Origin of the sequence: Neorhizobium sp. T7_12 (genome assembly GCF_002968535.1) — a bacterium.
GTDB classification, from domain to species: domain Bacteria; phylum Pseudomonadota; class Alphaproteobacteria; order Rhizobiales; family Rhizobiaceae; genus Neorhizobium; species Neorhizobium tomejilense.
The window spans coordinates 1-24449 of sequence record NZ_PVBK01000021.1 but is presented as its reverse complement, the minus strand read 5'-3'; the positions used below and the strand labels follow the sequence as shown (position 1 = coordinate 24449).

24 protein-coding genes and 3 pseudogenes are annotated in these 24449 nt (G+C 57.7%); 10 read left to right on the top strand and 17 right to left on the bottom strand.

The window, feature by feature from the left end; all coding sequences use genetic code 11:
• Positions 1-63: 63 nt before the first annotated feature.
• Entirely contained in the window at positions 64-381 is a 318-nt protein-coding gene (locus tag C5J26_RS32920) for a hypothetical protein (RefSeq protein WP_172746134.1), read from the bottom strand.
• A 154-nt stretch (positions 382-535) separates the two neighbouring features.
• Between C5J26_RS32920 and C5J26_RS27860 the strand changes: the two genes are divergently transcribed.
• Entirely contained in the window at positions 536-1012 is a 477-nt protein-coding gene (locus C5J26_RS27860) for a helix-turn-helix domain-containing protein (protein WP_172746132.1), read from the top strand.
• Positions 1013-1183: 171 nt separating this feature from the next.
• Here C5J26_RS27860 and C5J26_RS27855 read toward each other — a convergent pair whose 3' ends face one another.
• Complete coding sequence (locus C5J26_RS27855; protein WP_105404723.1) at positions 1184-1858, bottom strand: acyl-homoserine-lactone synthase; 675 nt, start codon at positions 1856-1858, stop codon at positions 1184-1186.
• A 246-nt stretch (positions 1859-2104) separates the two neighbouring features.
• Here C5J26_RS27855 and C5J26_RS27850 point away from each other — a divergent pair, with 246 nt between their 5' ends.
• Both C5J26_RS27850 and C5J26_RS27845 read left to right on the top strand, forming a co-directional pair.
• The gene (locus C5J26_RS27850; protein ID WP_105404722.1) at positions 2105-2812 is read left to right on the top strand and encodes an autoinducer binding domain-containing protein; all 708 of its coding nucleotides are present in this window, start codon (positions 2105-2107) and stop codon (positions 2810-2812) included.
• Positions 2813-2907: 95 nt separating this feature from the next.
• The gene (locus C5J26_RS27845; RefSeq protein ID WP_172746130.1) at positions 2908-3663 is read left to right on the top strand and encodes an autoinducer binding domain-containing protein; all 756 of its coding nucleotides are present in this window, start codon (positions 2908-2910) and stop codon (positions 3661-3663) included.
• Positions 3664-4101: 438 nt separating this feature from the next.
• Here C5J26_RS27845 and C5J26_RS27840 read toward each other — a convergent pair whose 3' ends face one another.
• Both C5J26_RS27840 and C5J26_RS33570 read right to left on the bottom strand, forming a co-directional pair.
• On the bottom strand, positions 4102-4782 hold the full coding sequence (locus C5J26_RS27840; RefSeq protein ID WP_105404720.1) for a response regulator transcription factor: 681 nt from the start codon (positions 4780-4782) through the stop codon (positions 4102-4104).
• 369 nt (positions 4783-5151) lie between these two features.
• Positions 5152-5286, bottom strand: a complete 135-nt coding sequence (locus C5J26_RS33570; protein ID WP_256386095.1) for a hypothetical protein — start codon at positions 5284-5286, stop codon at positions 5152-5154.
• Between the two features lie 126 nt (positions 5287-5412).
• Here C5J26_RS33570 and C5J26_RS27835 point away from each other — a divergent pair, with 126 nt between their 5' ends.
• Genes C5J26_RS27835 through C5J26_RS27825 form a run of 3 tightly spaced genes read left to right on the top strand, consistent with a single transcriptional unit; the run spans position 5413 to position 8415 of the window.
• Entirely contained in the window at positions 5413-6078 is a 666-nt protein-coding gene (locus tag C5J26_RS27835; protein ID WP_245441298.1) for a GHMP kinase, read from the top strand.
• Between the two features lie 25 nt (positions 6079-6103).
• On the top strand, positions 6104-7168 hold the full coding sequence (locus C5J26_RS27830) for a cysteine synthase family protein (protein ID WP_105404718.1): 1065 nt from the start codon (positions 6104-6106) through the stop codon (positions 7166-7168).
• 23 nt (positions 7169-7191) lie between these two features.
• Entirely contained in the window at positions 7192-8415 is a 1224-nt protein-coding gene (locus tag C5J26_RS27825) for an ATP-grasp domain-containing protein (RefSeq protein ID WP_172746126.1), read from the top strand.
• 126 nt (positions 8416-8541) lie between these two features.
• Here C5J26_RS27825 and C5J26_RS27820 read toward each other — a convergent pair whose 3' ends face one another.
• The 3 genes from C5J26_RS27820 to C5J26_RS27810 all read right to left on the bottom strand — a co-directional run bounded on the left by C5J26_RS27820 (position 8542) and on the right by C5J26_RS27810 (position 10853).
• Positions 8542-9009, bottom strand: a complete 468-nt coding sequence (locus C5J26_RS27820; protein ID WP_172746124.1) for a GNAT family N-acetyltransferase — start codon at positions 9007-9009, stop codon at positions 8542-8544.
• Between the two features lie 786 nt (positions 9010-9795).
• The gene (locus C5J26_RS27815) at positions 9796-10398 is read right to left on the bottom strand and encodes a mobile mystery protein B (protein ID WP_105404715.1); all 603 of its coding nucleotides are present in this window, start codon (positions 10396-10398) and stop codon (positions 9796-9798) included.
• On the bottom strand, positions 10395-10853 hold the full coding sequence (locus C5J26_RS27810) for a mobile mystery protein A (RefSeq protein ID WP_105404714.1): 459 nt from the start codon (positions 10851-10853) through the stop codon (positions 10395-10397). The genes C5J26_RS27815 and C5J26_RS27810 overlap by 4 nt, the downstream gene beginning before the upstream one ends.
• A gap of 463 nt (positions 10854-11316) precedes the next feature.
• On the opposite strand from C5J26_RS27810, the gene C5J26_RS27805 reads away from it, so the two are divergent.
• The gene (locus C5J26_RS27805; protein ID WP_105404713.1) at positions 11317-11697 is read left to right on the top strand and encodes a helix-turn-helix domain-containing protein; all 381 of its coding nucleotides are present in this window, start codon (positions 11317-11319) and stop codon (positions 11695-11697) included.
• Positions 11694-12959, top strand: a complete 1266-nt coding sequence (locus tag C5J26_RS27800; RefSeq protein ID WP_105404712.1) for a type II toxin-antitoxin system HipA family toxin — start codon at positions 11694-11696, stop codon at positions 12957-12959. The genes C5J26_RS27805 and C5J26_RS27800 overlap by 4 nt, the downstream gene beginning before the upstream one ends.
• A 132-nt stretch (positions 12960-13091) precedes the next feature.
• Here C5J26_RS27800 and C5J26_RS27795 read toward each other — a convergent pair whose 3' ends face one another.
• The 7 genes and pseudogenes from C5J26_RS27795 to C5J26_RS33415 all read right to left on the bottom strand — a co-directional run.
• Positions 13092-14258 (bottom strand): pyridoxal-phosphate dependent enzyme, encoded by a 1167-nt coding sequence (locus C5J26_RS27795; RefSeq protein ID WP_105404711.1) that lies wholly within the window; start codon positions 14256-14258, stop codon positions 13092-13094.
• A gap of 4 nt (positions 14259-14262) precedes the next feature.
• Complete coding sequence (locus C5J26_RS27790) at positions 14263-15351, bottom strand: succinylglutamate desuccinylase/aspartoacylase family protein (protein WP_105404710.1); 1089 nt, start codon at positions 15349-15351, stop codon at positions 14263-14265.
• On the bottom strand, positions 15338-17158 hold the full coding sequence (locus C5J26_RS27785; protein ID WP_245441297.1) for an ABC transporter permease subunit: 1821 nt from the start codon (positions 17156-17158) through the stop codon (positions 15338-15340). Before C5J26_RS27785 ends, C5J26_RS27790 begins: the two co-directional genes overlap by 14 nt.
• Positions 17155-18255, bottom strand: coding sequence for an ABC transporter ATP-binding protein (locus C5J26_RS27780; protein ID WP_105404708.1), 1101 nt, complete (start codon positions 18253-18255; stop codon positions 17155-17157). The genes C5J26_RS27785 and C5J26_RS27780 overlap by 4 nt, the downstream gene beginning before the upstream one ends.
• Positions 18256-18325: 70 nt before the next feature.
• A complete protein-coding gene (locus tag C5J26_RS27775) occupies positions 18326-19384 on the bottom strand; it encodes an ABC transporter substrate-binding protein (RefSeq protein ID WP_172746122.1) in 1059 nt (352 codons plus the stop codon).
• Positions 19385-19813: 429 nt separating this feature from the next.
• The gene (locus C5J26_RS27770; protein ID WP_105404706.1) at positions 19814-20734 is read right to left on the bottom strand and encodes a LysR substrate-binding domain-containing protein; all 921 of its coding nucleotides are present in this window, start codon (positions 20732-20734) and stop codon (positions 19814-19816) included.
• A 708-nt stretch (positions 20735-21442) separates the two neighbouring features.
• Positions 21443-21856, bottom strand: a pseudogene (locus tag C5J26_RS33415) (IS3 family transposase); the annotation flags it as partial.
• A 170-nt stretch (positions 21857-22026) separates the two neighbouring features.
• Here C5J26_RS33415 and C5J26_RS33735 point away from each other — a divergent pair.
• A complete protein-coding gene (locus tag C5J26_RS33735; protein ID WP_105404705.1) occupies positions 22027-22317 on the top strand; it encodes an HNH endonuclease in 291 nt (96 codons plus the stop codon).
• Positions 22318-22401: 84 nt separating this feature from the next.
• Here C5J26_RS33735 and C5J26_RS33410 read toward each other — a convergent pair.
• Positions 22402-22536: pseudogene (locus C5J26_RS33410) on the bottom strand (type II toxin-antitoxin system RelE/ParE family toxin); the annotation flags it as partial.
• A 169-nt stretch (positions 22537-22705) separates the two neighbouring features.
• On the opposite strand from C5J26_RS33410, the gene C5J26_RS27755 reads away from it, so the two are divergent.
• Positions 22706-23173, top strand: coding sequence for a translation initiation factor 2 (locus C5J26_RS27755; RefSeq protein ID WP_206051232.1), 468 nt, complete (start codon positions 22706-22708; stop codon positions 23171-23173).
• 584 nt (positions 23174-23757) lie between these two features.
• On the opposite strand, the gene C5J26_RS27750 is transcribed toward C5J26_RS27755, so the two are convergent.
• Both C5J26_RS27750 and C5J26_RS33405 read right to left on the bottom strand, forming a co-directional pair.
• Complete coding sequence (locus tag C5J26_RS27750) at positions 23758-24186, bottom strand: hypothetical protein (RefSeq protein ID WP_105404704.1); 429 nt, start codon at positions 24184-24186, stop codon at positions 23758-23760.
• Between the two features lie 108 nt (positions 24187-24294).
• Positions 24295-24449 (bottom strand): annotated as a pseudogene (locus tag C5J26_RS33405) (IS30 family transposase); the annotation flags it as partial.

The window sequence follows — 24449 nt, the reverse complement described above, 5'->3', positions numbered from 1 at the left end:
TCTTTGGCGACTTCTCGTCGGGCTGAGGTCGGACAAATAGGACGGCGACGGAGCGGGCGGGATCTACGGCGGCGCGATCTTCGAAACCTTGTAAGACAATGCTAGCAAGTTTTTCTCCAGTTCAGGATCCTCGGTCGCCGCTGAAGCGATGATGGCTGCGGCTGAGAATATCTGAAGATATTCGTTGTGGCGGTCCATATGCTCGGACAATTCGACCACTTCGGAAGCGACCGCACGTATTCGCTTTACGATGCGGTCATGTTCGCTCCTGGCGATGGGCTCGGGTTTGCCATCGATCCTTTTTGCCCGCCGCCCGAGATCGACAAATTCCAGAAGGAGCGCGTGAATGCGGTCGTTGTCGGATTGCGTCCTCGTTCTCACGTCACGCTCCTATGATCACAGGCTTCAGGCACGTCCAGCCACGGACGGCCGATTCGATGCCGCCAACGGAGAACCTTAGTTTTCGATCGCAGGGGTTGCGGACGGATTGCCTACGGGTGATATACTGCCGCTTGAGGCGCTCAGAGCAACGTGCATGACAACGAAAACAGATGAATACATAGCGAGCGCGGGTCTGGTGGAGACGCGCGATCCCGAGAGCGGTAGTTCCATTTATCGTAGCGCCGGCTTCGACGGTGCTCCCTCGATGGACGATTTGGACGTAAAGATCGGAGAGGCGCTTCGGACTTCACGCGAAAGGCGAGACCTGACCCGTCCTGATCTAGCTCCTATGTTGGGACTGACGCCGCAGGTGTATGGACGCTACGAACGTGGAGAAGCCAAGCTGAGTGTCACGAGGCTCGTGCATCTGGCCGAGATCCTCGATTTTTCGCCTCTGGATGTCATCAGTACGGCGGCGCCGCACGTGATGGGGAGGACCATCGAGGAGGCCGATATTCGCTGTCGGTTGATTGCGGTCATGGAAAAACTTCCTCTCGAAAAAGCAAAGCTCCTGCTTGATGTCGCTGAAACGTTCCTTGCGACGCAGCCTGCGCGGTCATCGGATAAGTAGAAGGCCTGGCGTGGCCAGATTAGCTTTCTTCCGTGCCGGCGAAAGCGGTCTTCGACGCGCGCGTTACAGGATCGGGCGTATTCCGGCGCAGCTCCGGGGCCGCGCCCACCGGACCTGCCGCAGGTTACGTCGTCACAGTTCCATCGGGAGGGGCGGGCTGCTTGCGACAAGTCATTGCCGCGCCACGGGCCAGGCGGTTCCGTCGATACTCTTCATGCTGACATCGCTGGCCGCGAGAGGATCCGTGCTTTCGATCAACTCGTAGGTCGCCGGCCGAATTAGCGCCAAGCTTTGACTGTCGGCCTTGAGGATCCCTCCGATGCTGTCAACATTGCCTATCAGTTGCGGCTCTCCAAGCCGCTTCATCGGCCACCCCGCGTGCCGCAGCAGCCGTTCGAACCGTAAATCCGTCGCCGTGACGATTTCATCATAGCCGTGTTTGATCGACCATTCGATGATCGCCGCGAACAGGCTGAGGGTCGCGTCATGCAATAAGCCCTTTGATCTGCCGGGTGAAAAGGTGTCGACGCAAAATCGGGAGCTTTCCACCATTCGGCTATGCGGCACGAGCTTTCCTTGAGGCAAAAGGACTGGAAACTTCCTTTCCAGCATTGTCGGCCCTATTGCTGGAAGGAGGCGGGCTGTCCCCAGCACGTCATCGCGCGCTCCGACGGCAAGCAGGTAATAGGGGTCCAGCTCATCGAACTCGTCACGCTCCTCGCCGGCAACTACGGAGACATCCCAGTTCAATCGGCCTTGGAACACGCGTGCGCGAAGAGCGAACATTTTTTCAAGTAGGGTTCGCTCGACGTGGTGGTTTGACGTCTGCAGGGCAATGATCTTCATGACGACCTCGCGAAATTGAAAACCGCATTCGAGCCTTGATCGCGTCGCTTGATAAGCTCTCATTTTTGAGGGGGTTCCGGTTTCCGAAAGCGGCGGCGCGTCAAAGTTAGTGAAGAAAATATGACCATGTGTCATCAAATGCGCGTGAAAAACCCTCAATTTGCCCGGTCATGACCCGCGTCAAGAGGTGTAACTTTGGAACGTTGTCTCCCGTCAAGCCCGAGATGAGTACCGCGAGGTGGCCCGATGAGCGATAAATTGGATGGCCTGATAGAGGAAGTGTCCCTTGCCAGCGATCAGCGTGACGTCTCACGTGTGCTGCGCCGAGCGACGGCGCGATGGGGATTCGAATATTTCTGTTATCTACGCCTAAGCGGTGCAAAGACCTATGCTCTGTCGAACTATCCGCTGGTCTGGCAAAGGCGCTATTTCGAATGTTCCTATTCCCGGATAGATCCGGTGATCAAAATCTCGATGTCAAAAATGCAGATGTTTTCATGGTCCAGCGCGGCGCCGCAAGCCAAAAAACCATCGCGTCAGGTCCTGAGGTTTTTCGAAGAGGCAGCGGAACTCGGTATCAGGTCGGGGATTTCCATTCCGGTTTCGGCGGGGTTCGGATCAAGCGCGATCTTGACATTCGCTTCCGGGCAAACGAGCTTTGCCGTTGGAGATCTCGACGATCCTATCAAGGCAGCGACGGCCGCGACGCTCGTGCACGCCTATCTCACTTTGCTTCAGGCAGTACCCACAGCGGCGGCCACTCCGAGACTTACACCTCGGCAAGCACTGTGTTTGAAGTGGTCTGCAGAGGGAAAAACAATGGAGGAGATCGCAATGCTGCTCAGGCTTGCCAAGACCTCCGTTCGTTTCCATCTTGACGAAGCACGAGCGCGGTTGGACGCCATGACCCTGCAGCAGGCGACCGCCATCGCGACAACCTTGAATTTGGTCTGATCCGGAATAGCCCCGCGGAGGTCTGCCATCCATTGCGGCCTTAGCATGGACGTTGCTGCACCGGATCAAGCCTGTAAAAAACAAAAGGGATGGCTATGACCGGATTGTTGGAGGCGCTGAGTGATGCGCTGGAAACCACCGAGACAAGCGCGAGTTTTGAAGCCTCCCTCGCTACGCTGACACGAGACTATGGATATGAATATTACGCATATCTGGGGCTCGGCGCAAAGATCTGCGCGAGGTCGAATTATCCTGCCGCCTGGCAATCGGACTATATGACAAGGTCCTATTTTTCCATCGACCCAGTGGTGACTACAGCGCGGGAGATACTGCGTCCGTTCCACTGGTCAGCCGCGAACTACCGCGATGACAAAAATCGGCTGATCGAGGACTTCTTCACCAGTGCCGCGAAGTTCAATATCCGGTCCGGTTTATCCTTCCCGATCTCGATCGGCCTTGGAGGAATGGCAATGCTCACGGTAGCCTCTCGCCACGATGCTGTGACAAGTGGTCTCGAAATTGACCCCGTTTTTGCGGCCGCGACCGTCGGACATATCCATGCTCAATTGCGAAATCGTCGTCGCGCAAACGGAAGCATGCTTGTCAAGCTGAAGCCTGAAGAAGCCGTGTGTTTGGCATGGTATGCTCAGGGGAAATCGTTTCGAGACATCGCGACCATCGAAGGGATGAAGTATTCCAACGTATGTTTTCACATGTCCAACGCGCGGAAGAAGCTCAACGCCAGCACGAGTGCACAGGCCGCTGTCCACGCGACGCGGTTGAAACTCATTCCGGGATCCTACGCGCAGGCGTACCGTCCGGTCGCAAACAACCCTCCTGACCCTTCATAGGGAGATTCATGACGATGGACCGGAACGGCATGGGTTGTTCACCGACCAACACACTTTGGGATGCCATTCAGAGGCCTGGAAAGGACCTCGGTCGGTCACAGCGGCAATAGTTTTCCTCTCGTCGCAGATTTGGTGGCAGTTGTTACATAATTCCGAAAATTGCACATTGCCGCCAAAGAGGTCTTTGGTGCAGCGCTTCCTCAGAAGACCGTGCCATCCGTCTTGGTAATGGGCATCAATGATTGGGAGGTGGCCCGGAGATTTAAGGTCACCCCACAATCGGCATCTGGTGTCAGGTGCTACATCATCGCGGATTTTCCGCAGCGAGGCGTCCTCCTTGGTCTCGCTGGAGTTGCATTGGCTCCTGCGCTAACGGCCTGTCAAATGCCACGACGGAGCGGAGAGATCCGTGACCGCAAGATTGTCAAACGCCGGTGGTTAGTCCTGCTGATCAGCGTCAAATGCGTATCCGATGCCGCGAACAGTGCGTATGACATCCGTTCCGCCGTTTGACCGCAGTGACCTCCTCAGCAGTCCGATCCGGACATCGACGGTACGATTGTCGACGAATGTATTCGCGGGCCAGCCAAGTGCGATCAACTCCTCGCGTCGAAAGACCCGACCCGGATTCTGCAGGAATATCTGTAGGAGGTTGAATTCCAGGCTGCCGAGATTGATGATCAAACCGTCACGCCGAACGCGGCGGGCCCGGACATTGAGTTCGATCCCACCCGATCTCAATGTTCCTTGCTGGTCCGAGCTTTGCCGGTCGGCAGATAAGGTACGAAGATATTCGAGAAGCTTGATTGGCTCGAACGGGCGATGGAACGGCCTGTCAGCGCCTGCCTGTATCATCTCGAGGTAAAGTGCCTCCGCACCCGGTTCGATCAATGGTATGAAGGCTATCAAGCGTGTCGAGTGGGCGGTCTTCAGCTGTATACACAGTTCACGGCACATGGTGCTGGAGGCACGGCACTCTGCGATCACCGCTTGCGGTTTGATCATCTCGACCCGTTCGACGACCTCATCGGGATCTTTCGCCAGTACCACCGCGAAACCATCTGTTTCGAGCATGTGCTTCATGAAAAGAAGAAAGTCCAGGCTGGGGGAAACCAGCATCACAGTCGGAGACACCGTCCATCCTCAAGAAGCTGCGTCAGGATCTGGACCGGGTTACTGGATGTCTCTCGGCCAGTAGGCACGGCTATCCTATGCAGGCGAAGTGTTTCCGGGCAATTATCGCTCGTGTTTGGCAGGCTGCAAGTCGCAGAATTGCGAGCAGTTCCCGGACATGCCGATCGGCAGTTAGCCATCCTCCTTCGCCTGGTCCCTGGCGGTCGGTTCAAGACATGCGCAGGGGGTGACAGAGCCGATCTAGGGCTGTGCGACCTTGCATGACGCAGATCCTGTCCTTTGCAAAGGTCTCAACAAAAAATTGCACAGTCTTCACGATGCTCGCCTCGAATTCCTCCCGGCTCGGTGACACGATCAGTCCGTCACGTCTGTCATCCACAGGACGATGGGGAGGTCGAAATGCCGAATGCGCGAGGAATTGGAGAGGCTCGGGCTCATCATGGCGAGATCCTGCAGGGCATATTCGAGGACGAGAGATGTCATAGACATCGGGGACTGGTTTCCCTTCCCTGCCGCCATCTGAGGTCAGAAGCGGTCTTTTTCCCCAACGCACATGAACATGTGACTGTCTCTCCCACCTCCTGTGAAAAGGCACGAAGGGCTGCCGAACTCGCCATGCTCCGGACGGGGTTCGAAAGTTGCGGCGGGCACCTTGTCATCGCGTCGGACATACCCGTCGGTCGAGGTCTTGGTTCATCAACCGCCGATGTGCTGGCGGCGATCCGTGCAGTGATCGACTATCTGGGTGTCAGTTGGACCCATGAAGAGATCATGGGCGTCGCCGTTGAGGCGGAAACTGCGTGCGACGCGACCCTCTTTACTCAGAACGCCGTGTTGTTTGCCCAGCGGGAGGGGGCTGTGATCGAGCCTTTCCACCGGCCGGTTCCTCCGATCGATATCATCAGTGTCGACACCGAGCCGTTGAAGACGGTCTCGACACTCGATTTCGTGCCGGCTCACTACGACACTTTCGAAGCCGAGGCCTTCAAGTCTCTGCGCAGCCTGCTCAGGAGGGCCATCCGGCTCGGAGACCTGGATCTCCTCGGCCGAGTTGCGACCGCAAGCGCCAACCTGAATGAGAGGTTCCTGCCGAAACCAGGTCTCCGCGAGCTCCAGGAAATAGCCGGCCGGTGCGGCGCCTTCGGCATCCAGGTGGCCCATAGCGGGACGGTTGTTGGCCTGATGTTCGACCCCCGCTCTCCAGAGACGCCGCAGAAAATCGATCGTGCGAGTTCCGCTCTCAGCGCTGCCGACTTCCAATTCCGGATCTTCAACGCGTGAACACCCAATCCTAGGCGAGGGCGTTATGGCAAATTCCCATTTTCGAAAGCTCGAGGATTTCGAGGATCCTCGACTGGTAAGGATCGGAAGCAATCTGTATGGCGCCGCATTCTTCCTGATGAAGCTCCTGCCGGCAAGATTTATGCTTGAACACGCCTTTGAGCGCGGGGAGATAACGGCCGAGAGCTGTATCTGCGAGACCTCTTCCGGCACCTTCGCGCTGGCGCTGGCGATGGTGATGGCACAGTCCGGCAATGGGCTGATCATTGTCTGCGACTGGGCCATCGACCCAAAGCTGCAAAGGCGGTTGCTGGAACTTGGCGCCCGCCTCGAGATCATCACGGATCCCCAACCGCAGCGTGGCTTGCAACAGGCGCGGCTCGACCGCTTGCACCAGCTGCTTGCCGAAAATGGATGCCGATTTTGGCCTCGCCAATACGACAATCCGGACAACCCGCTGTCCTACGCCAAGGTCGCCGCGAAGCTGGCCGAACGGATCGGCCGCATCGATTGCCTCGTCGGAACCGTGGGGTCAGGCGGTTCGCTCTGCGGCACAGCCCGCTATCTGCGGCTGTTGTTTCCGGACCTCTTCGTTATTGGCGTCGACACGATGAACAGTGTGCTCTTCGGGCAGCAGGACGCACCGCGCTTGATCCGCGGACTGGGCGGCAGCATGATTCCGAAGAATGTCGACCATACACAGGTGGATGAGGTCCACTGGCTTTCCGCAGCCGAGACGTTTCGGGCAACCCGCGATTTGCACCATCGCCATGCCCTGTTCATGGGCCCAACAAGCGGAGCAGCGTTCAAGGTCGCCGCCTGGTGGAGTGCCAGCCACCGGGACAAAAATACCGTGGTGCTAATGCCCGACGAAGGCCATCGATATATCGACACCGCCTATGACGACAACTGGCTGGCGGCAAACAGTCCCGAATGGATCAAGAGCAGCCCCGACCGTCCCGCAACGACAGCGGAGCCGAGCTCGCAATTTACCAGCTGGACGCGCTTCGCCTGGTGCAGGCGAGCGTATTGCGAGGTTGTACCAGAGGACGCTGGTGCAGGCGACATTGCCGGCTGGCAACGGCCATGAAGAGAAAAAGGGAGGCAAGCACGATGCCAGACAGACGACTGGTTTTCCTGGAAAGCAGCACGAGCGGGCACCTCTTCTTTCGGGCAGCCCGCCGCCAGGGTCTTCGCCCCATCCTGGTGACGAGCGGACATGATCGCTATCGAAACCTGGAAGGCGAGGCGGTCGATACGGTTATCGCCGATACCGCCGACATTTGGGCGATGGCGCGAGTTTGCGATGAACTCCAGGCGCAGGTTCCGATTGCAGGGATATTGTCCACCTCGGGTGCCTATGCGGCAATGGCCGCTCGTCTTTGCCACCGATTCGGACTTCCCGGCGCCGATGGCCAAGCAATTGAAAGCTGCCAGAACAAATTCCTCCAGCGGGGCACGTTCAAGAATGCCGGCCTGCTCACACCGGCCTATGAACTGGTTGACAATATCCCGTCCGCTGTCGAAGCAGCGTCCCGGATCGGATTTCCGGTGATCGTGAAGCCGGTGGTCGGAAGTGGAAGCACCGGCGTGCGTCTTTGTCTGGACGGCGGAGATGTTGGAGCGCAGGTGGCTCATCTGCTGTCGAGCGGCGGCGAGGCAATGGCCCGGGATGTTTTGATCGAAGAGTTCATCGTGGGATTGGAATATTCCGTTGAGACAGTTGGAGATGTCGTGCTCGGCATCACCAGGAAACATCTGGGGGAATTGCCTTATTTTGTCGAAGTCGGTCATGACTTCCCGGCTGCCTTGCATCGGTCGGATGAGGTTGCCATTGCCGACACGGTCGTGTCCGCACTTGACGCGCTGCATCTTCATTGGGGTCCGGCGCATACGGAATTGCGGCTGGATAGTCGGGGCCCGACAATTATCGAGGTCAATCCCAGGATGGGAGGGGACATGATTCCGGAACTGATACGGCTGGCGATAGGCGTCGACATCGTCTCAGAGACAATCAAGCTGGCCACCGGCGCAAGGATCGACCTGACACCGCAAGGACACCGATGGGCTTCTATCCGGTTTCTCAATCCGGGCGCCGAGGGTTTCGTCCGATGGAAGTCTGATCTGAATGCCGCCCGCGCGATACCGTCGGTCTCGGAGGTTGAACTCTACGTGGCGGAAGGGGATGAAGTTCGGCGGCATGGCGACTATCGGGACCGGATCGGCCATGTGATCGTGGCAGGCGAAACGCCGTATCAGGTCGAAGCCAGTCTCGCGAATGCGACGGCACAGTTGCGATACGATATAGAGGGCTCTTCCAACCGACGTGATGGCTGATGGCTCAAGCCAAGCCTTGATCACAAGTGTCTTTACTCGGGCGGACCGTCATGGCCCTGGGTCCGTGTGGGCGCGACGGGCGCGCCGGAACGCCTTGACGGCCGCAGAGCCGCCGCCTGCGCATGGTCAGCGTCCAAAAGCGCGCTCGTCGAGCACATAGTAGAGTTTGCCCTGTTCTCGAATGGCACCAATGCTTTCGTAGAACGCCAGCGCCTCCGTGTTGGCACTGGAAACGCCCCATTTGATGCGGAAGCACCCCAGGCTCTCGGCCTCCCGACACAAAGCCGCCATCAACTCACGCGCGATCCCACGTCGCCGATGGGCTTCATCAACCATCAGGTCGTTGAGATACAGCATGGGCCTGTTTCTGAACGTGAATTCGAGAACAAAATAAAGCGCAAATCCGACGATTTTTCCTTCGGAGTTTTCGCTGACGACGACGTTACAGGGCGGCTTTACGCTGCCGAGCCGCAGCCGGTTTAATGCCTGCTCGTCGACGGCGAAAATGTCATCGTAGTTCTCCAGGTGCGCATGCCTCTGCATCAAGGCTAGAACGCTTGCCAGATCAGCATGCTGAATCTTACGGACCGCCATGCGACACCCTGGATAGACTTTCGGCGGGCTGATCTTAGCAGGGTAGGGACATGAGAAGTCCAAAGTTGGTGTGAATTCTTTCGGCAAGATTGCGAAGCTTTGCAAACTTGCGCCCAAAACATGAAGAGGCATTTCGGACATATGCAGCCTGCCGCAAGCGCTCGATGAGAGTTACCGCCGGCTCGACGTGCACGGTGCCAGGTTGCCGCCCGGCGGACAACGCCTTCGCCGAACGGGTCCGGCGGTCGATCAATACGAAGAGGCAATTTCCAGGAGATGGCGGGGTCGGTGACTGCCTTGCAACGAAGGGTCGGCGCGGGAGCATCATGCGGATTTCCACGGCACACCGGTCATACGACCGGCTGATGCGCCACGCGCGAAAATCGCCATGGTGAACGCGAGCCTCGCGTTTCAATCCAACTTGACGATGATCATGTTGACACTTCTGTCCTCACTGATTTTGCCCTACGCTCTTATGCTGATCACACCGGGACCGAACCTGCTGGTCCTGCTCCGCACCGTGCTCAAGCCATCATGGCGTCGGATCATCAGCGTGGCTGCAGGCATTGCCTGTAGAGCGACGTCTGCGTACACTTTTGGCGGCCTTCGGCGCTTCGACTTTGGGCAAGATCGAGAACATCGAATCGCTGGGAACCGTCCTGCCCGCCGGCATCCCGAAATGACAGTCGTTGAGCTGTGTGATACCGCTCAAAGAGTGATGCGATATTGGCGTCTCTCGTCATCCTCCGACCGCCTTGGGGTCGACGTGAAATGCGTCGCAGGAAGTCAAGAGACTCCGGGCGCCACAAAAGCCAGCAGCGGTTCCAAATCGTAATTATCTGCCGCTTTCAGCGCCGCGATATAGGCGGCGCGTCTCTCGCTCATCTTTTGAAGATCGAAGCCCAATGTCCAGTTGATAGGTTCGGCTCCATATATCTTTTCAAGAACGACATCCGCCATGATGCGCGCATGCCGGCCATTACCGTTCGGAAACGGATGAATGAACACCAGCTTATGATGTAACCGGACAGCCACCTCGATCGCAGAGTACGTCTTGTTATCAGCCCAATACCGGGCATCATCCATGAGCCCCCGCAGTTGGACTCCTATCTGCACGGGATCGATACCAACGTTCTTCCCCGTTTTGCGAAATGTGCCCGCCCAGTCCCAAACATCGCCAAAAAGCCGCCGATGAAGCTCGATTGCAAAGTCATCGGTCAGAATATCTTTTCGGCGCATACGAGAAATCCAGCGCAGTCCAGAAGCGATGTTTGCCTGTTCGAGTTCGTCCAACTCACTCTGCGTTTTAAGATGCCTAAATTTCAGCCCACCGATTTCGTTTGGGTCGAGAGGGGTCGCGCCATCGGGATATTCGAGCTCAAAGGTCACTTATCCTCCCAGAAATCGGAGGGCATCTGGTACATCAGCTCACTCATCAGGCGAGCGACTTCCTGCTGGGTCCGGCTGTGCGAAACAGTTTGGTCTTCCAGCGCCATATGTTTTGCGGCACGACCGACGATCACTTGTGCTTTTTTCCTGGCCTGGGCGATAATGACATTTTCGATCGTCTGAGGTGGAACAAAGGCGTAGACGAAGCGACAACCCATCGCTTCTGCGGTCGCCTCCATGGATTTCAAGGTCACACCGCCATCAAGCTCGGCTTTTTCGGCCTGCGCGATGCGCGAGCGCGTGACACCCATTTTCTTGGCGAGTTGTGCGCCCGACATGCCCAAGGCTCTACGCACCGTTCGGATCCAGCCTTCAGCCGGTATCTCGATGTCGGTTCCATGCGCCGTATCTACAATCGCCTGATACTGCCGACGTACAGCTTGCTTCACGCTCATTGGGCGCCCATATGTTGACAGATTAAATCATTCCGTATATATATAACTATACACTCGGCAATGAAACGTCAATATATACATTAACATTTCATTGGAGCCGATAACTTAGCCCCCACCCCCGAACGAAAACCCGCATTAGTAGGAGCTGCCACCAAGCGCCAAATGCGGCCTTGAGATAGGGTCTCTTGAAATGAAATGCCGCCTGTATCGGCGACTGCGCAGGGCGTGGTGCTGACCATGGAGGAACGAGGTGCTGCCCAGTCTCCTGAGATTGAGGCGCGTTACGAGCGCTACCTTGCGAAGACGAAGCGCTGACGGGCGGGATTGCGTCAGGCGAGCGCTTGACATAAAGAATGATGTATAATTCATTTATGCGTAAAGACATGTATCCTTGTTCATCAGGGGCATCTTTGCCGACTTGACGAAATGTATTTTAAATCATATTTTGGCACGGATATGAAATATGAGTCATGAGGTCAGCATGTTAATGTCGTTCCTAAAACAGGTGAAGCCTTTGAGGAAGGCTGCGTCGATGTCTCAGCGCGATCTGGGAGAGCTGATTGGCCTAGATCAGGGTTATGTCTCTCGCCTTGAGCGAGGAGCCATCAACCCGGAAGCCGCCACCTTACAGGCTGTGGCCGAAGCACTGCAGATGCAGATCGTATTCGTACCCAACCGGGCAATCAGCCGCGTCAATTCCATCATCTCCGAGTATTTGGCACCGCCATCCGGCCCTCACAAGCCCTACGAGGGTTCAGTACTGGAAGATGTGTTCATCCCTGATGGCTATGATGGGGAAGACGATGAAACACCTACACGGGGCGCGACGGCGGCAAAGCAATGAGCAACACGCTGTCCGTCTTTCTGAGGTCTGGCAAGGCAGATACTCAGGTTGGAACCTTGATCAGGGAACGAAGCGGACTAATGCGCTTCATTGTCGAAGGGACCTACATCGCGCTTGGTGAAAACAGACCTCTCCTCAGCTCGTCAATCCGCTTCATCGGAGATGAGGAGCGGACGGTTCGAATGCTGACTTCTGGTCCGATCACGCAGCCAGGACGCGACCTGCATCCCTGGTTCTCCAACCTGCTGCCAGAAGGCGCGCTTCGCGACCTCGTTTTGCGGGGACTTCCGACTGGGGCCACAACAGATTTTGACGTTCTCGCCCATCTTGGCCACGACCTGCCGGGAGCTGTGATGGTTCGCGTTCAGGACGAGCCTGCGGTGGCCCCTCCTGAACGCGAACCACTCTCTACCGATCAGGCCGATGCACCAAACCAGATCCGCTTCTCTCTGGCGGGCGTACAGCTCAAGATGAGCATGCTGAAGCAGGACGAGCGCCTCACGTTTCCGGCCACAGGGATGAATGGCGATATAGTCGTAAAGCTACCCAGCGAACGCTACGCGATGCTCCCCGAGCTTGAATATTCGTCAATGAAACTCGCAGAAGCGGCAGGAGTGACGATCCCTCATTGCGAGTTGGTCCAGACCGACTCAGTTGTGGGCATCAAGCCCGAGATGCTAAAGGGAGATTACGTTCTGGCGGTCAAACGATTTGACCGTGCCGCCGATGGCGCACGTGTTCATATGGAGGATTTTTGCCAAGTGATGCAGGTTCCAAAGGAGCGAAAATATACTGCGGCCAACGAAGAGACGGTCATGAACCTTGCCAAACGCTTCGGCCGAGGCACGAAGGATTATCTGGAGATCGTCCGTCGCACCACGGTCAACATATTGCTCGGAAACGGCGACGCGCATCTCAAGAACCACTCGCTGATCTATGAGGATGGGATCAACGGCGCTCTCAGCCCGGCCTACGATATCGTCGCCACGATTGTCTATGACGGCAGCAACGAGCTTGCCTTGAAATTTCGAGATAGCCACGATTCGCTGATCGTCGGACTGGCACGTTTCCAGAGGGCAGCCGATTTGGCGGGCGTTCCCGTGAACGTCGTCAAGAAAGAAGTCACCCGTACAGTCGAAAAGGCGGCCGACACCTGGGGCAAGATGATGGAAGATCTCCCACTGTCAGGCGAACACGCTCGGATCATCATGGATCGCGTGAAGACACTTCGACTCAGCGCGGACACGAAAGTCGCGTTCTAGCTTCGGCTCCAGTCCATCCTAAGCGACCGCCGACTTCAGCTCACGCGGAGGCGGTCACGTTCGATCAGCGCTTCTAAGCTCCGACACAGCGTCAATCGCTCTCGCCCTGAAAGGTCTTCTCCCGGAGATCTATCAGCCCTCTTTATAGCCATGTGACGTCAGGATCAGCACAACCGATGCATCCTCGGCAATGACAGCCTGCTCGCGCAAGATCTTAAGTCCTGCAAGCGCAATCGCGCTGGAACTTTCGACGAAGAGACCCACTCGCGCCAATTCAAGCTGCGCGGCAATGGTTTGATCAGCCGAGGGTCCGACGACCACTCCTCGCGAGGAGAGCAGCGCTGCGATGGCCTGATAGGTGACGGTCGTTCCACCCAGGGAGAGAAGCGGCGACTGCCCATGAAACTGTCCCACATAGTCTTTCCCCGCCATCGCCTGGGAAATTCGGGGAAACGGTTCCGCTGCGTGAATTCGCGGGATGTCTGTCACCAGCCCTGCGGAAACAAGATCGGCATATCCCTTTGCCAGTCCCCACAGCAGATCTCCTCGGGACACTGGCACAATGATGTCACTTGGCTGCTCCGCACCCAAAGACAGATAGAGTTCAAGCGCGATCGCCCTGTATCCATCGACGGCGAACAGGTTGCTGCCGACGGCCGGGATTGTAAAGTTGCTGGCCGGATACCACTCCCCTGACTTGGCGTGGACGGAAACCAATTCCCATCGCGCCGCGGAGTTCGGCGCCACGATGACTTCGGCGCCGTGCAGCTCGATCGCTTTTCGCCAGCCTCGCTCCATTGCTTCGGTGGTCACCACCACGCATTTGAGACCAGCATGGGCCGCAAATGCTGCGAGCGAGGCGCCGGCATTCCCGCTTGAAGCGATAGCGAGTGCGCGCGCGCCGATATCGAGAGCTCTGCGAACGATGGCCGCGCTCATCCTGTCCTTGTGCGAGCCGGTCGGATTTGCGCCCTCGTTTTTCACGCCCAGCCATTTGATATCGTTTTTTGCCGCAGTCTCGGTCAGCTCGAGGAGAGGGGTATTTCCCTCACCGAGTCGGGGATGACCCGGATAAGCGAGCCAGTTTGCGATATCTCCGGCAACCTTCAATTCTGGAAAACTCTCAAAAACAGGTGCTACGCTCGCGGGCGCGCCTGTCGCGGCGCAGGCAGGACAGCCGCCAAAATAATCGCCGATCGGCCAGGACCTTTGGCATTTGATGCACCGCATGCCGGATAGTATGGGATTTGGCTCGGCGACACGAGCCGATCGGCTCGTCTCATATGTCTTACTGATCATTGCCCTATTGCCGGAGCTCATCATTGAGGAAGGTGCACAGCTCGTCGCCTCTGCCAACCAAGGCGGGTATATGGCGCGACAAGACATAGCCGGAGGTTTCGAAACGCACTTCCGCGGGCTCGCGAATCGGGAAGTCCGGAAAATGAATGAGCCCCGCGAGCTTGCCAGCCGAAACATATTCGCCCAGCTGGATGCGAGGTTCGAATATTCCGGCGACAGGAGCATGCAGGCGACTGTTTGAACCCTTTTCCATCCAGCGCGTCACGTTGGGTGTCGTCACGGCGATCGAGGGCAGGATGCCGACCTGTTTGAGGATCCTCTTCATGCCCTCGCTGGCAAGCTGGAGCCCCTGCCGGGACAGCATTTCACCTCCGCCGAGCTCGACCGTCAGGCAGGCTATGCCTTGCCTCGTGCATTCACCCGAAAGGGTCAGGCTGCCTCCTCCACCCTTGCCGGTGCTGAAAAAACTGACTGGCGCGCCGAACCATTCGGCCAAACGCCGCAACTCGGGGGATGCTCGTCCGCTTCCATCCTCGCGCAACAGCGCGCAGGGGATGAACTCCGAGGAACGCCCCCCGGCGTGCAGGTCGATCACGAGATCGGCGCGGGGCAAAAGCACCGTGCTGACGTAATGCGCGATCACCTGCGTCGGACCGCCCAAGGCATCGCCCGGAAAGCACCGGTTGAGGTTGGCTCCATCAAGCGGGGAGGATCTTGTCCCGGCCATCACCGCCGGAAAATTCAGCGATGGCAGGATTATGATCTGGCCTTGCACCCACTCTGCCTCCAGATCGCGGGCGAGGTTCATCAGCGCAACGATACCTTCATACTCGTTGCCATGATTGCCGCCGACCAACAGGGCGGTCGGACCAGCGCCGTTCTTGACCGAGATCGCCGGGATCGGAACGTAGCCATAGCCGTTGGTTTCCCGAGAATGGTAAAGGTGAAGGGAGCCGTCCTGCTTGCCATCCTTGTCGAAGTCCAGAAGCGTCGATATCGGCGTTTCCACCGCAGTCCCAAATAACTGACCCGTCCGGTTCACCGATCCGGCCTGTGCTGGTTGCAAGTTCGTCGACGGCTCAATTTTGACCATAGCGGTGTCCTCCCTTCCGTCGGATCAATTCCGAAACCACGATGATGATGCTCATGAATACCAGCAGGAGGCTGGCTACGGCCGCCAGACGCGGGCTCACCGATAGCAGGGCATCCTCGTACATGAGCTTGGGTAAAGTGGTGACGCGACCGCCGGTGACAAAAAGAGCGATCGTCAACTCGTCGAAGGAAATGATGAATGCGAACATGAACGATGCGATGATGCCTGAACGGATCAGGGGAAATGTCACGCGGCGGAAGGTCTGCACGCCGCTCGCACCCATGGTGGCGGCCGCATAGTCGAGATTGCGGTCATAACCCTTGATGACGGCAAGCACGGTGATGACGATATAAGGGATCACAATGACCGTGTGCCCCAGCACGACAGCAAACGTAGTGCCGGCAATTCCAATCCGCGAAAAGAGAAAAAACAGACCAACGGCGATGAAGATGTTCGGTACGATCATCGGCGCAACAACCAGTCCGAACAGGGCCGGCTTCCCGGCGAAACTGTCGCGCGCCAGTGCGAAGGCACAGGGCACGGCAAACAGCATCGCGATGGCGGCGGCGGCGAGCGCGACGATGAAGGATCTCACAGCCGCACCAAGCCATACCGGCGAGTCCAACACCAACTGATACCATTGCAGCGAGAAAAGCTTTGGAGGCCAGGTCAGGAAGGCCTCCGACGTGAACGAGACCGGCAGAACGAAAAGCGTGGGGAGCGCGAGAAAGGCCAGAACGAACGTACAGGCAGCATAGAGTCCGAGGCGCGTGCGGCGTGCTCGACGTCTTTTTTCCTGTTTCAGAGCCGTCAACGCGGAGATGGCCGCATCGGTGAGATTGGCTAAAGCCGAGGTGATCGTGTTTCCGGCAAGGACCGCCCACCGGCGTATGGACGATTTCTTCGCGGGCACCCGCGTTGGCGCGCTCCCCCCGATAACCGACAGGCCGAATATCCGGTCGTAGACGAGAAAAATCGCCATGAAGGTGATGACGAGCAAAACGCCGATGGCGCCGGCAAATTGCCAGTTCAGGACCTCCCTGATCTGGAATATGATGAGCTGGACGATCATCGTGTCTTGAGGACCACCCAACAAAGCCGGGGTGATGAAAAAGCCGAGGGACGTGATGAAGACCAGAAGGGCCGCGGACGCGACGCCAGGCATCGTCAGGGGGAAGTAGATCCGCCAGAAACGCGTCCCGCCCTTTGCCCCCATCGTCGCCGCAGCCTTGGAGAGGTTCGGGTCGATACCCTCCATCACCGCCAGAAGGGTCAATATTGCCAAAGGCATCAGGGCATGGGTCATGCCGATCATCACGCCGGCGAAATTGTAGATCAACTGCAGCGGAGCATCGACAATCCCCATGGCAAGCAGGATCTGATTGACAGCGCCCTTGCGACCGAGAAGCACGATCCATGCGAACGTCCTCACGAGGAAGCTCGTCCAAAACGGCATCAAGACCAGAATGATGAGCCAGTTGCGCGTCGATCCGCGTGAGATTGCCAGGAGATAGGCCACCGGATAGGCGCCAACGATACAAAGCAGCGTCGTGTAGAAAGCGACTTTGATGGTTGTGAGCAGGACCTTGCCATAGAGCGGTACGTCGACCAGCCGCTGGTAGTGCTCAAGAGACGGAAGGTTGCGTTCATCCAGGAAGCTTAAGCCCAGAAGCATCACGACCGGAATGACGAACAGCGACAGCAGGTACACCGCCACGGGCCCGGTCTGCCAATAGAGCTTGTTCCATGTCGGCCAGATGCGCAGCGGCGGGGTGGTTCCGGCGACAAAATCAACTCTCGCCATCATGCAGCCTCCCGCTGGTTGTCCGAGAAAACCCTGCCGACGTCAGCGTTCCAACCGATGGTGAGCCTCTCACCTTTGCGTACACCTCGCGCACCGCAGGTCAGCTGCGAAACCTGCAATGTCGACGTCTCACCGACGCGGATGAACAGCTTGGTGATCGCACCCGAAACGACGACTTCGGTCACCTGGCCACACAATCGGTTTGCCCTGGTGTCCGCATCGGAAAGGACCTCGATGGATTCCGGGCGCGTGAAGTGGACGACATCGGGGCCATGCGCGTCTGACGATGTGCGATGGGTCCGGATCGTCCCGATCCCCGGCAGGTCCAGGAGGAGACACTCTGCTTCTTCGGCGATGATCCTGCCCTTGATCAGGTTCGACTCGCCGAGAAAATCCGCGGCAAACAGGCTTTTGGGCCGGAAGTAGAGCTCGTCGGGAGCGCCGATCTGCTCGATCCGTCCACGGTTCATCAGGCAGATGCGGTCCGACATGACCATTGCCTCCTCCTGATCGTGCGTCACGTAAAGAACCGTCATTCCCAGCTGCTCATGCAGCCGCTTGATCTCCAATTGCAGATGGTCGCGCAATTTCTTGTCGAGTGCTCCAAGCGGCTCATCCATGAGAATGATGGAAGGATTGGCGACGAAAGCCCGCGCCAAGGCGATGCGTTGCTGCTGTCCGCCCGAAAGCTGGTTGCAATAGCGGTCTCCGACATGCTCCAGCTTTACCATTTCAAGCGCCCGCCTGATGGCCGGCAGCCGCTCGCCGGCAAGCATTTTCCGCATCTCGAGCGGAAACGAGATATTCTCAGTGACCGTCATGTGCGGAAACAGCGCATAATTTTGAAAGACCATGCCGATGTCGCGACCTGACGCGGGCAGGTCAGTCGCCTCGCGACCGTCGATCCATATCTTGCCGTCGTCGGGCGCATTGAGTCCTGCGACCGCCCACAGGAGCGTCGTCTTGCCGGAGCCGGACGGACCCAGCATGGTCAGAAACTCGCCGTCCGCCAGATCGAGATCGACGTGATTGAGGGCGGTGGCCGATCCGTATCTCTTCGTCAGCCCCCGGATCGCCAGCTTGTTGATGCGTTCTTTCAATGTAAAAACCTCCCAGATATGCGATTAATCGATGCTGGCATTCAGGCCATCGTGAAGCCCCGGCCAGGCCTTACCCGACGAGCCAGTTCTCGTAGCGCTCTTGCGCCACGGCGTTGTTGCTGCCCCACCATTTCGCGTCCATGACGAACATCTCCGCGAAATAGTTGGGGTTTGTCGGAAGGATCCCGGCAAGTTTCGGCTCGATGAAGTCGAAGGCCTTCGGATTGCAAGGGCCGCTCGTCGAGTGCTTGACGAACTCCGCCTGACGCTCGCCCGCTGAAGCAAATTCGATGAACTCGCGCATCAATTCGACATTCGGGCCGCCCTTGAGAATGGCGAAACCGGCAAACGAGAACATTGCGTCCTTCCACACGATGGTCACGGGCGCGCCATCGTCGATTGCGACCTGCGCCCGCGCATTCCAGGTCAGGAGGCAATCCACCTCGCCGGTCTTGAGCATCTGCGAGGTCTGCGCCCCACCGGTCCACCACACCGCGATATCGTTCTTGATCCTGTCGAGGCTCCTGAATGCCCGATCGAGGTCGAGCGGGTAGAGATCCGCCTTTTTGACGCCGTCAGCCAGCAGAGCCGGTTCCAGTGTTCCATTGGGATGTTTGCGAAGCGAACGCACGCCGGGGATGGCGGCGGTATTCCAGAAATCGGCAAGGTCTCTCGGTGGCTGCCTGCCCATTGTGTCGGTGCGATAGGCAAGGACCGTGGCATAACCCATGGCTCCGATCAGGAAATCGTTCCGCAGATCGGCAGGGATCTGCGCGGCATTGGGTCCGAGCCCACCCGGTCCCGAAACCGTCTCGAGATACTGACGGTCTGTAAGGACGACGACATCGCTCATATCAAGCAGCGCGCCGTCCCAGGCATAGTTGCCTGCCTCGACCATCGCCTTGATCTCACCGGTCGGGCCGTGAGACGACTGGACACCGATGACATCAATCCCGGTCCGCTTGCTGAACGGTTCGAAAAATGCTTGCCTATAGGCTTCTCCAATCGGGCCACCGGGATCACGAATGGTCAGGGTGCGGCTTTTCGCCGAGGCGGTTCGGATGAATGGGGCGGCCAGGAGTGCGGTACACGATGCCGCGATGAAGCCCCTGCGATCGATGGCCGCCATCCTTATTTGCGTTTTTGGCTGCATGTCTGCCTTCCCCTGTTGGTTTGGTCCATCGTCTGGCGCGACGGATTGTTGGCAATCGAGATTTACAGTCGGCGGCAACCGCTTTTCTCGCGCTCGAGGCCAAGGCACTCGAAGCAGCGATAGCGACGCGATCAGAAAGCGCCGGTCGGAATGATTGAAACGGTTGGCTGCCTAACTATCGCGAATTCAGCGGATCCAGAGGTCGGCGTCCAATCGAAATATGATCGCAACTCATGCACGGGTGTAATGTGAGTTGACGCCGATCAAGGCGATCCCGCGACATTTGTCTCGCCAGCCAGGCAGAAAAACCGAAGGCAATCAAGAAGATGGCGAAAAGCGATGTCGGCTGGCCGTTGGGGCCACCCTTCCCAGGGGTTCTCGACCCGGAAAGCACTCACGGGGCCGTCAGTCGCACCAGGCCGCGGCCATATTGAACTGGGCGAGGGTGCTGTCCCGTTCCTCTTTCAAAACCGCAAGGAACCGGCTGGTCACCGCCGACTCGGGCCGCAAGCTCGGCCTTGCCATCAGATAGTCCAGTTTGACCGCTGGGCGGAAGCGGCGCATGACAAGCCCATGGCCCGCAAAGTCGAGCGCGGCGAATGGGCTGACGATCGACACACCGGCGCCGTTAGCGACGAAATTGCAGACGGTCGCCGCATACTGGGTTTCGATATGCAGCTTCGGCTTGACACCGGCTTTGGCGAAAATCTGGTCGACTTGCCGCCGGGTGACGTCATCCTTGACGAACCCGATGAACGGAAAACCTGAAAGGTCGCCAGGTCGGATTTCGGTTTTTTTCGCCAGAGGGTGGCCCGAGGGCAGGATGCATAGCCCGTCAACACTGGCGAAATGTTCCAGATGCTGATCGCCCTCATTGAGGGGGCCTGGCAGGAATCCCAGGTCGAATTCCTGCGTGGCCGTCACGCCTCTGACGGCGCCGGCGCTGCGAACCTGCAGCGAAACATCGACGTTCGGATACTGTTTCGAAAAGCGCGTGATGACACGCGGCAAGAAGCCGAAACCAAGCGCGGATATCGAGGTAATGCGCAGATGGCCGGTGTTGAAATTGCTGATCGTATCGGCAATGTGGCGAAGGTTTTCCAACCCCACGAATGCACGCTTCACCTCTTCGTAAAATGCCATGCCTTCGGGTGTTGGCTGGATGCCGCGGCCGACACGACGGAAGAGCTTGAGTTTCGAGACCTGTTCCAGCCGCTCGATCTGACGGCTGACGGCCGGTTGGGAAAGGTTGAGCAATTCGGCGCCGGCCGTGATGCTGCCGGTGCGCATCACGGCCTGAAAAACTTCGATCTGCCTGAGGTTCATCGCCGGTCACCCGCGTGTCGGGATGACAGCCCGGGTTCGGCGAACAAGGCGAGGTCCTGGTCCACGTCGACGGCTAGAAAGAACCTGCGGATTTCATCGGAAGCAAAGCCGAATATCGCCTGAAAATTTGCAGCCAAGGGCGGCCCCGAAACCGTCCGGCGCGGGCATGGCGAGATGCCATCTCGGTCCGGACGTTACCCAAAGGCGAAATGCGCGGTCGTAGATTCGCGCGGTCCCTTGCCGACGACAGCAATCAATTTATGCCAGAAGATGCCAGGCGGCGCAACGCAGCAATGGCGTTGAGCCAGACGATCACCCCGTTCGCTGAATCGTCCAAGCTGGACGAGCATTCGCCGATCCAGAGTGACCGGCGAGAGCTTCGGCGCTCAGTGGCGCCACGCTGTTAAAGCCGAGCTCAACGCGAAAGAATATTGGGAGGATACGACCGCGTGCTGCCGGCGGAAGGTTATGGTGCAGTTTTGAGGTGGAACGAGTTTGAACCGGGCAAGGTGCTCAACGAGTGCCCGCTGGCTGTCGGTCTTGTTCACGCGGAATGCGACATTCATTCTTCTCACTCCTGCAAGAGATGGGGTTCATGCTCAAACCCATTATGGCAGCCAATTGACGCAGTGCAATATGATTTTGCGGCGCCACATCCGGCTTGTTGGCACTGGTCGTCGTCAAAAGGGTCGGTAGGGGTGAAGTGCATCAATTCGCCGGACAGCTCAGCCATTGAGATAATGCTTTGATGAATTTCCTTGGGGAGGCCATCCCCCTCGCGGAATACGGGTGGATTTCGTTGTCATCCTCGATTCATCCCTTGACCTTCCGGAGCGCGGTGTCGGCGTCCGGAATGGGCGCGATATAACCTCAGCGGCCGTTGGACTGTGGGCTAGCCCACTGGCTGAAGCACGGGACCAGATTAAGAGCTTGAGCAGAAAGCCTGGTTTCCCTTGAGGTTCAGGCGCCACCGCTATCGGACGCATGTTCAAAGGCATGCAGGCCCCTGGTCGCGTCGAAGCGTTTCTTGACGACTCCAGCATCATGTCGCGGGCGTCAGAACCCGATATTCCGGCATTCGCAATGGCGGGTCCGGGAGATGATCTCCCTGTCGATCGCATTCCCACGACCTCGCCGCTTGCCAACTGGCCGCACGAATTCAGCCGTCGCACGTTGCGCGGGAGAGATGGTCAGCCGGATCACTTCTCCTTCAAAAAATGTTGCGACGCAAAAAAACCTAGAGCCTCTTTTGTTGGGTTCTCGCCACCCTTTATTGTGCGTATGCGAACAGCATGAACGATGGGAAGGACGCGGCCGCAATCGATGCTTTATCTATCAAGAGATTTCTCTGTGAATCCTGCAACTATGCCATCTCCCAAAAAGACCAAAAGATCTGGGGAACCGGTTTTGAGTTACACCATCTCATGCCTTGGGGCGAGATGCAGGAAGGCGTGGGGCGGGAGCTCATCACAGATGATTTCGCCGTCCTGTGCGCTGCCTGTCACCGTGCAATTCACCGGTCGGCCCATGTGTTAGATGTAAGGGCGTTTCGTTCACGGGTTCTAGTAAAACGCGGTGTTTGAGAAGGGATGGCGAGGAGGCTCGGCGTCGGTGCCGGACACATAAAGGTGCCCGTTGGAGCATTCGCTTTAGCAGCCTAACCTACCTTAGAAAAGCGCGGATAGGTCGCGCCGACCATGCACCACCCGCACAATCTCACCCGTATGGATATCGCCCTCGTCACTGTCCGGCAGGGTCTCATAAAGGATGACATAGGGCGCTTCAACCAGCATCCGCGCGGTACGGAGCAACCTCCAAAATGACGACGCCGTCAAATCAGTGTGGATGAACTTCCAAGGCAGGTAAGTTGCACCTCGCGCCGTGGGAAAACCGAATTAACCACCCATCAACTCTGATACTCGACCTCCACGCGAATTTCTGCTCTCCTCCCCGCAGGGTAAGGGGATTTCAATGCACATCAAAATTGCGTCTATCGCTGCGCTTGCCGTAGCCCTTTCGTCATGCGGCTCGATCTCTCGCGGCACATCTGAAAACATGGTCATTTCGGCTCTTCCGAACGACGCGAAGGTGACAACCTCGCTTGGTCATATGTGCCCGCAATCGCCGTGTACAATCAAGGTTGAGCGGAAGGCAGAGTTCACCGTCTTTGCGGAGAAAGAAGGCTACAAACCTGGCCGGCTGGACGTCAAAACCAAGATAAGTGATGGAGGAGCGGCTGGGTTCGCCGGCAACATCCTAGTTGGCGGCATCATCGGAATGGGCGTGGATGCGGCCACCGGTGCGGCTCTCGATCATTATCCTAATCCGGCCTACGTCGTCCTCGAGCCGATCGATTCGAAGAACCCGAAGACGCCCGTTATTCCGAAACCCGTGGTCGAGACGCCGAAGAAAAAGACTGCAGAGACGCCGTCCGTATGAAGTTCGGGTGAGTTGCGCGTTGCAGGCTCCGAGTACAGGGCTGAACAACCTAAACGCCCGCGAAACCCTTCCGAGGCGCCATGATGCTATTTCACGCAGGCCATTGCCCGAATTGTCACAACGGGCGGCTCTTTCTCTTTCGAGAGAGCGAAACCGGAGATGTCTACGGACATTGCGAGGAGTGCGAGCAAGGTTATCAATCGCCGGGCGACATCGAGAGCAACAACGGATTTCTCACTCTGCTCAACGACTCCGACGCCGAATGGGCAACCGAAGATGAGATATCTCGAAGCGTCTGGGCCAACTATCGGGTTTTCGGGACATGGCCGCACCAGTTGCGGCCGAAATAGCTTCAACAAATTTTAAGGCGCGCGAAACTTCCGTGAACTGCTCTTGTTAAGGGATAGAACGCGAATGTTGATTTCAGCACGTCTCCCGATGCCTGTTCCCCGTCAGCATCCGCGTTCACCAGTGATCTACTCTGCGATGTCTCCTCTTCACTGGTCTGCGAGTACGCCCGATCCAGTAGCGGCTCGAGTCTGGTCTGACTTGGGCAGCAGTCGGGCGGTCGCGTTAACTGTTATTTAAGCATCTGCTTGCAGACCGCCGACGGTGTGCAATGCTCCCCTGACATGGGGAAACAGATCATGGACATGCGAACTCAGACACCCGATGAACCATACGAACCTCCACCTGCGCACCGCTTCAGGGTCGAAGCCGCGATGCTGGAGATGATCGAGCGCCTTCAGCAGGAAGGCCTCGGCCGGCAGGAAGTCGCACTGATCCTCGCCGACGCCGCGGATGAGTACGTCATCATCTTGGCGAACATGACGGCTGAGGCACCGTCCGATCAACAGTCGAGCCAGCGGCACCAGTAGGGAGGCTGAGAGAGGGGCAACTCTGCGACGGTTGATGCGTCCGGCCCTTACGACTGCCGTCGGCAGCTTGCGTTCCTTTAACTGATACAGATGGCGGCGGTCGGACAGGGTGAGTTGCGAATAGCAGGGCGACATGCAAATTTCTCCAAGGCGAAGCCATTGATGTTATTGGCATGTCGCACTTGAAAATAGAATGTACCCGTGTGAGTTCATGCTGAACCGCGACTTGCGGGCTGCTTTAAGCTAACCGGCGTGTCTCATCTGGGCGAGTAATTTTTTGCGGAAGACTTCGGCCGGGGTTCGATAGCCAAGGCACTTGCGCGGCGTGGCATTGAGGTGGTTGCAGATCTCGATCAGATCTGTGTCTGTGACCGACAGTGGATCGACCTCTCTCGAAA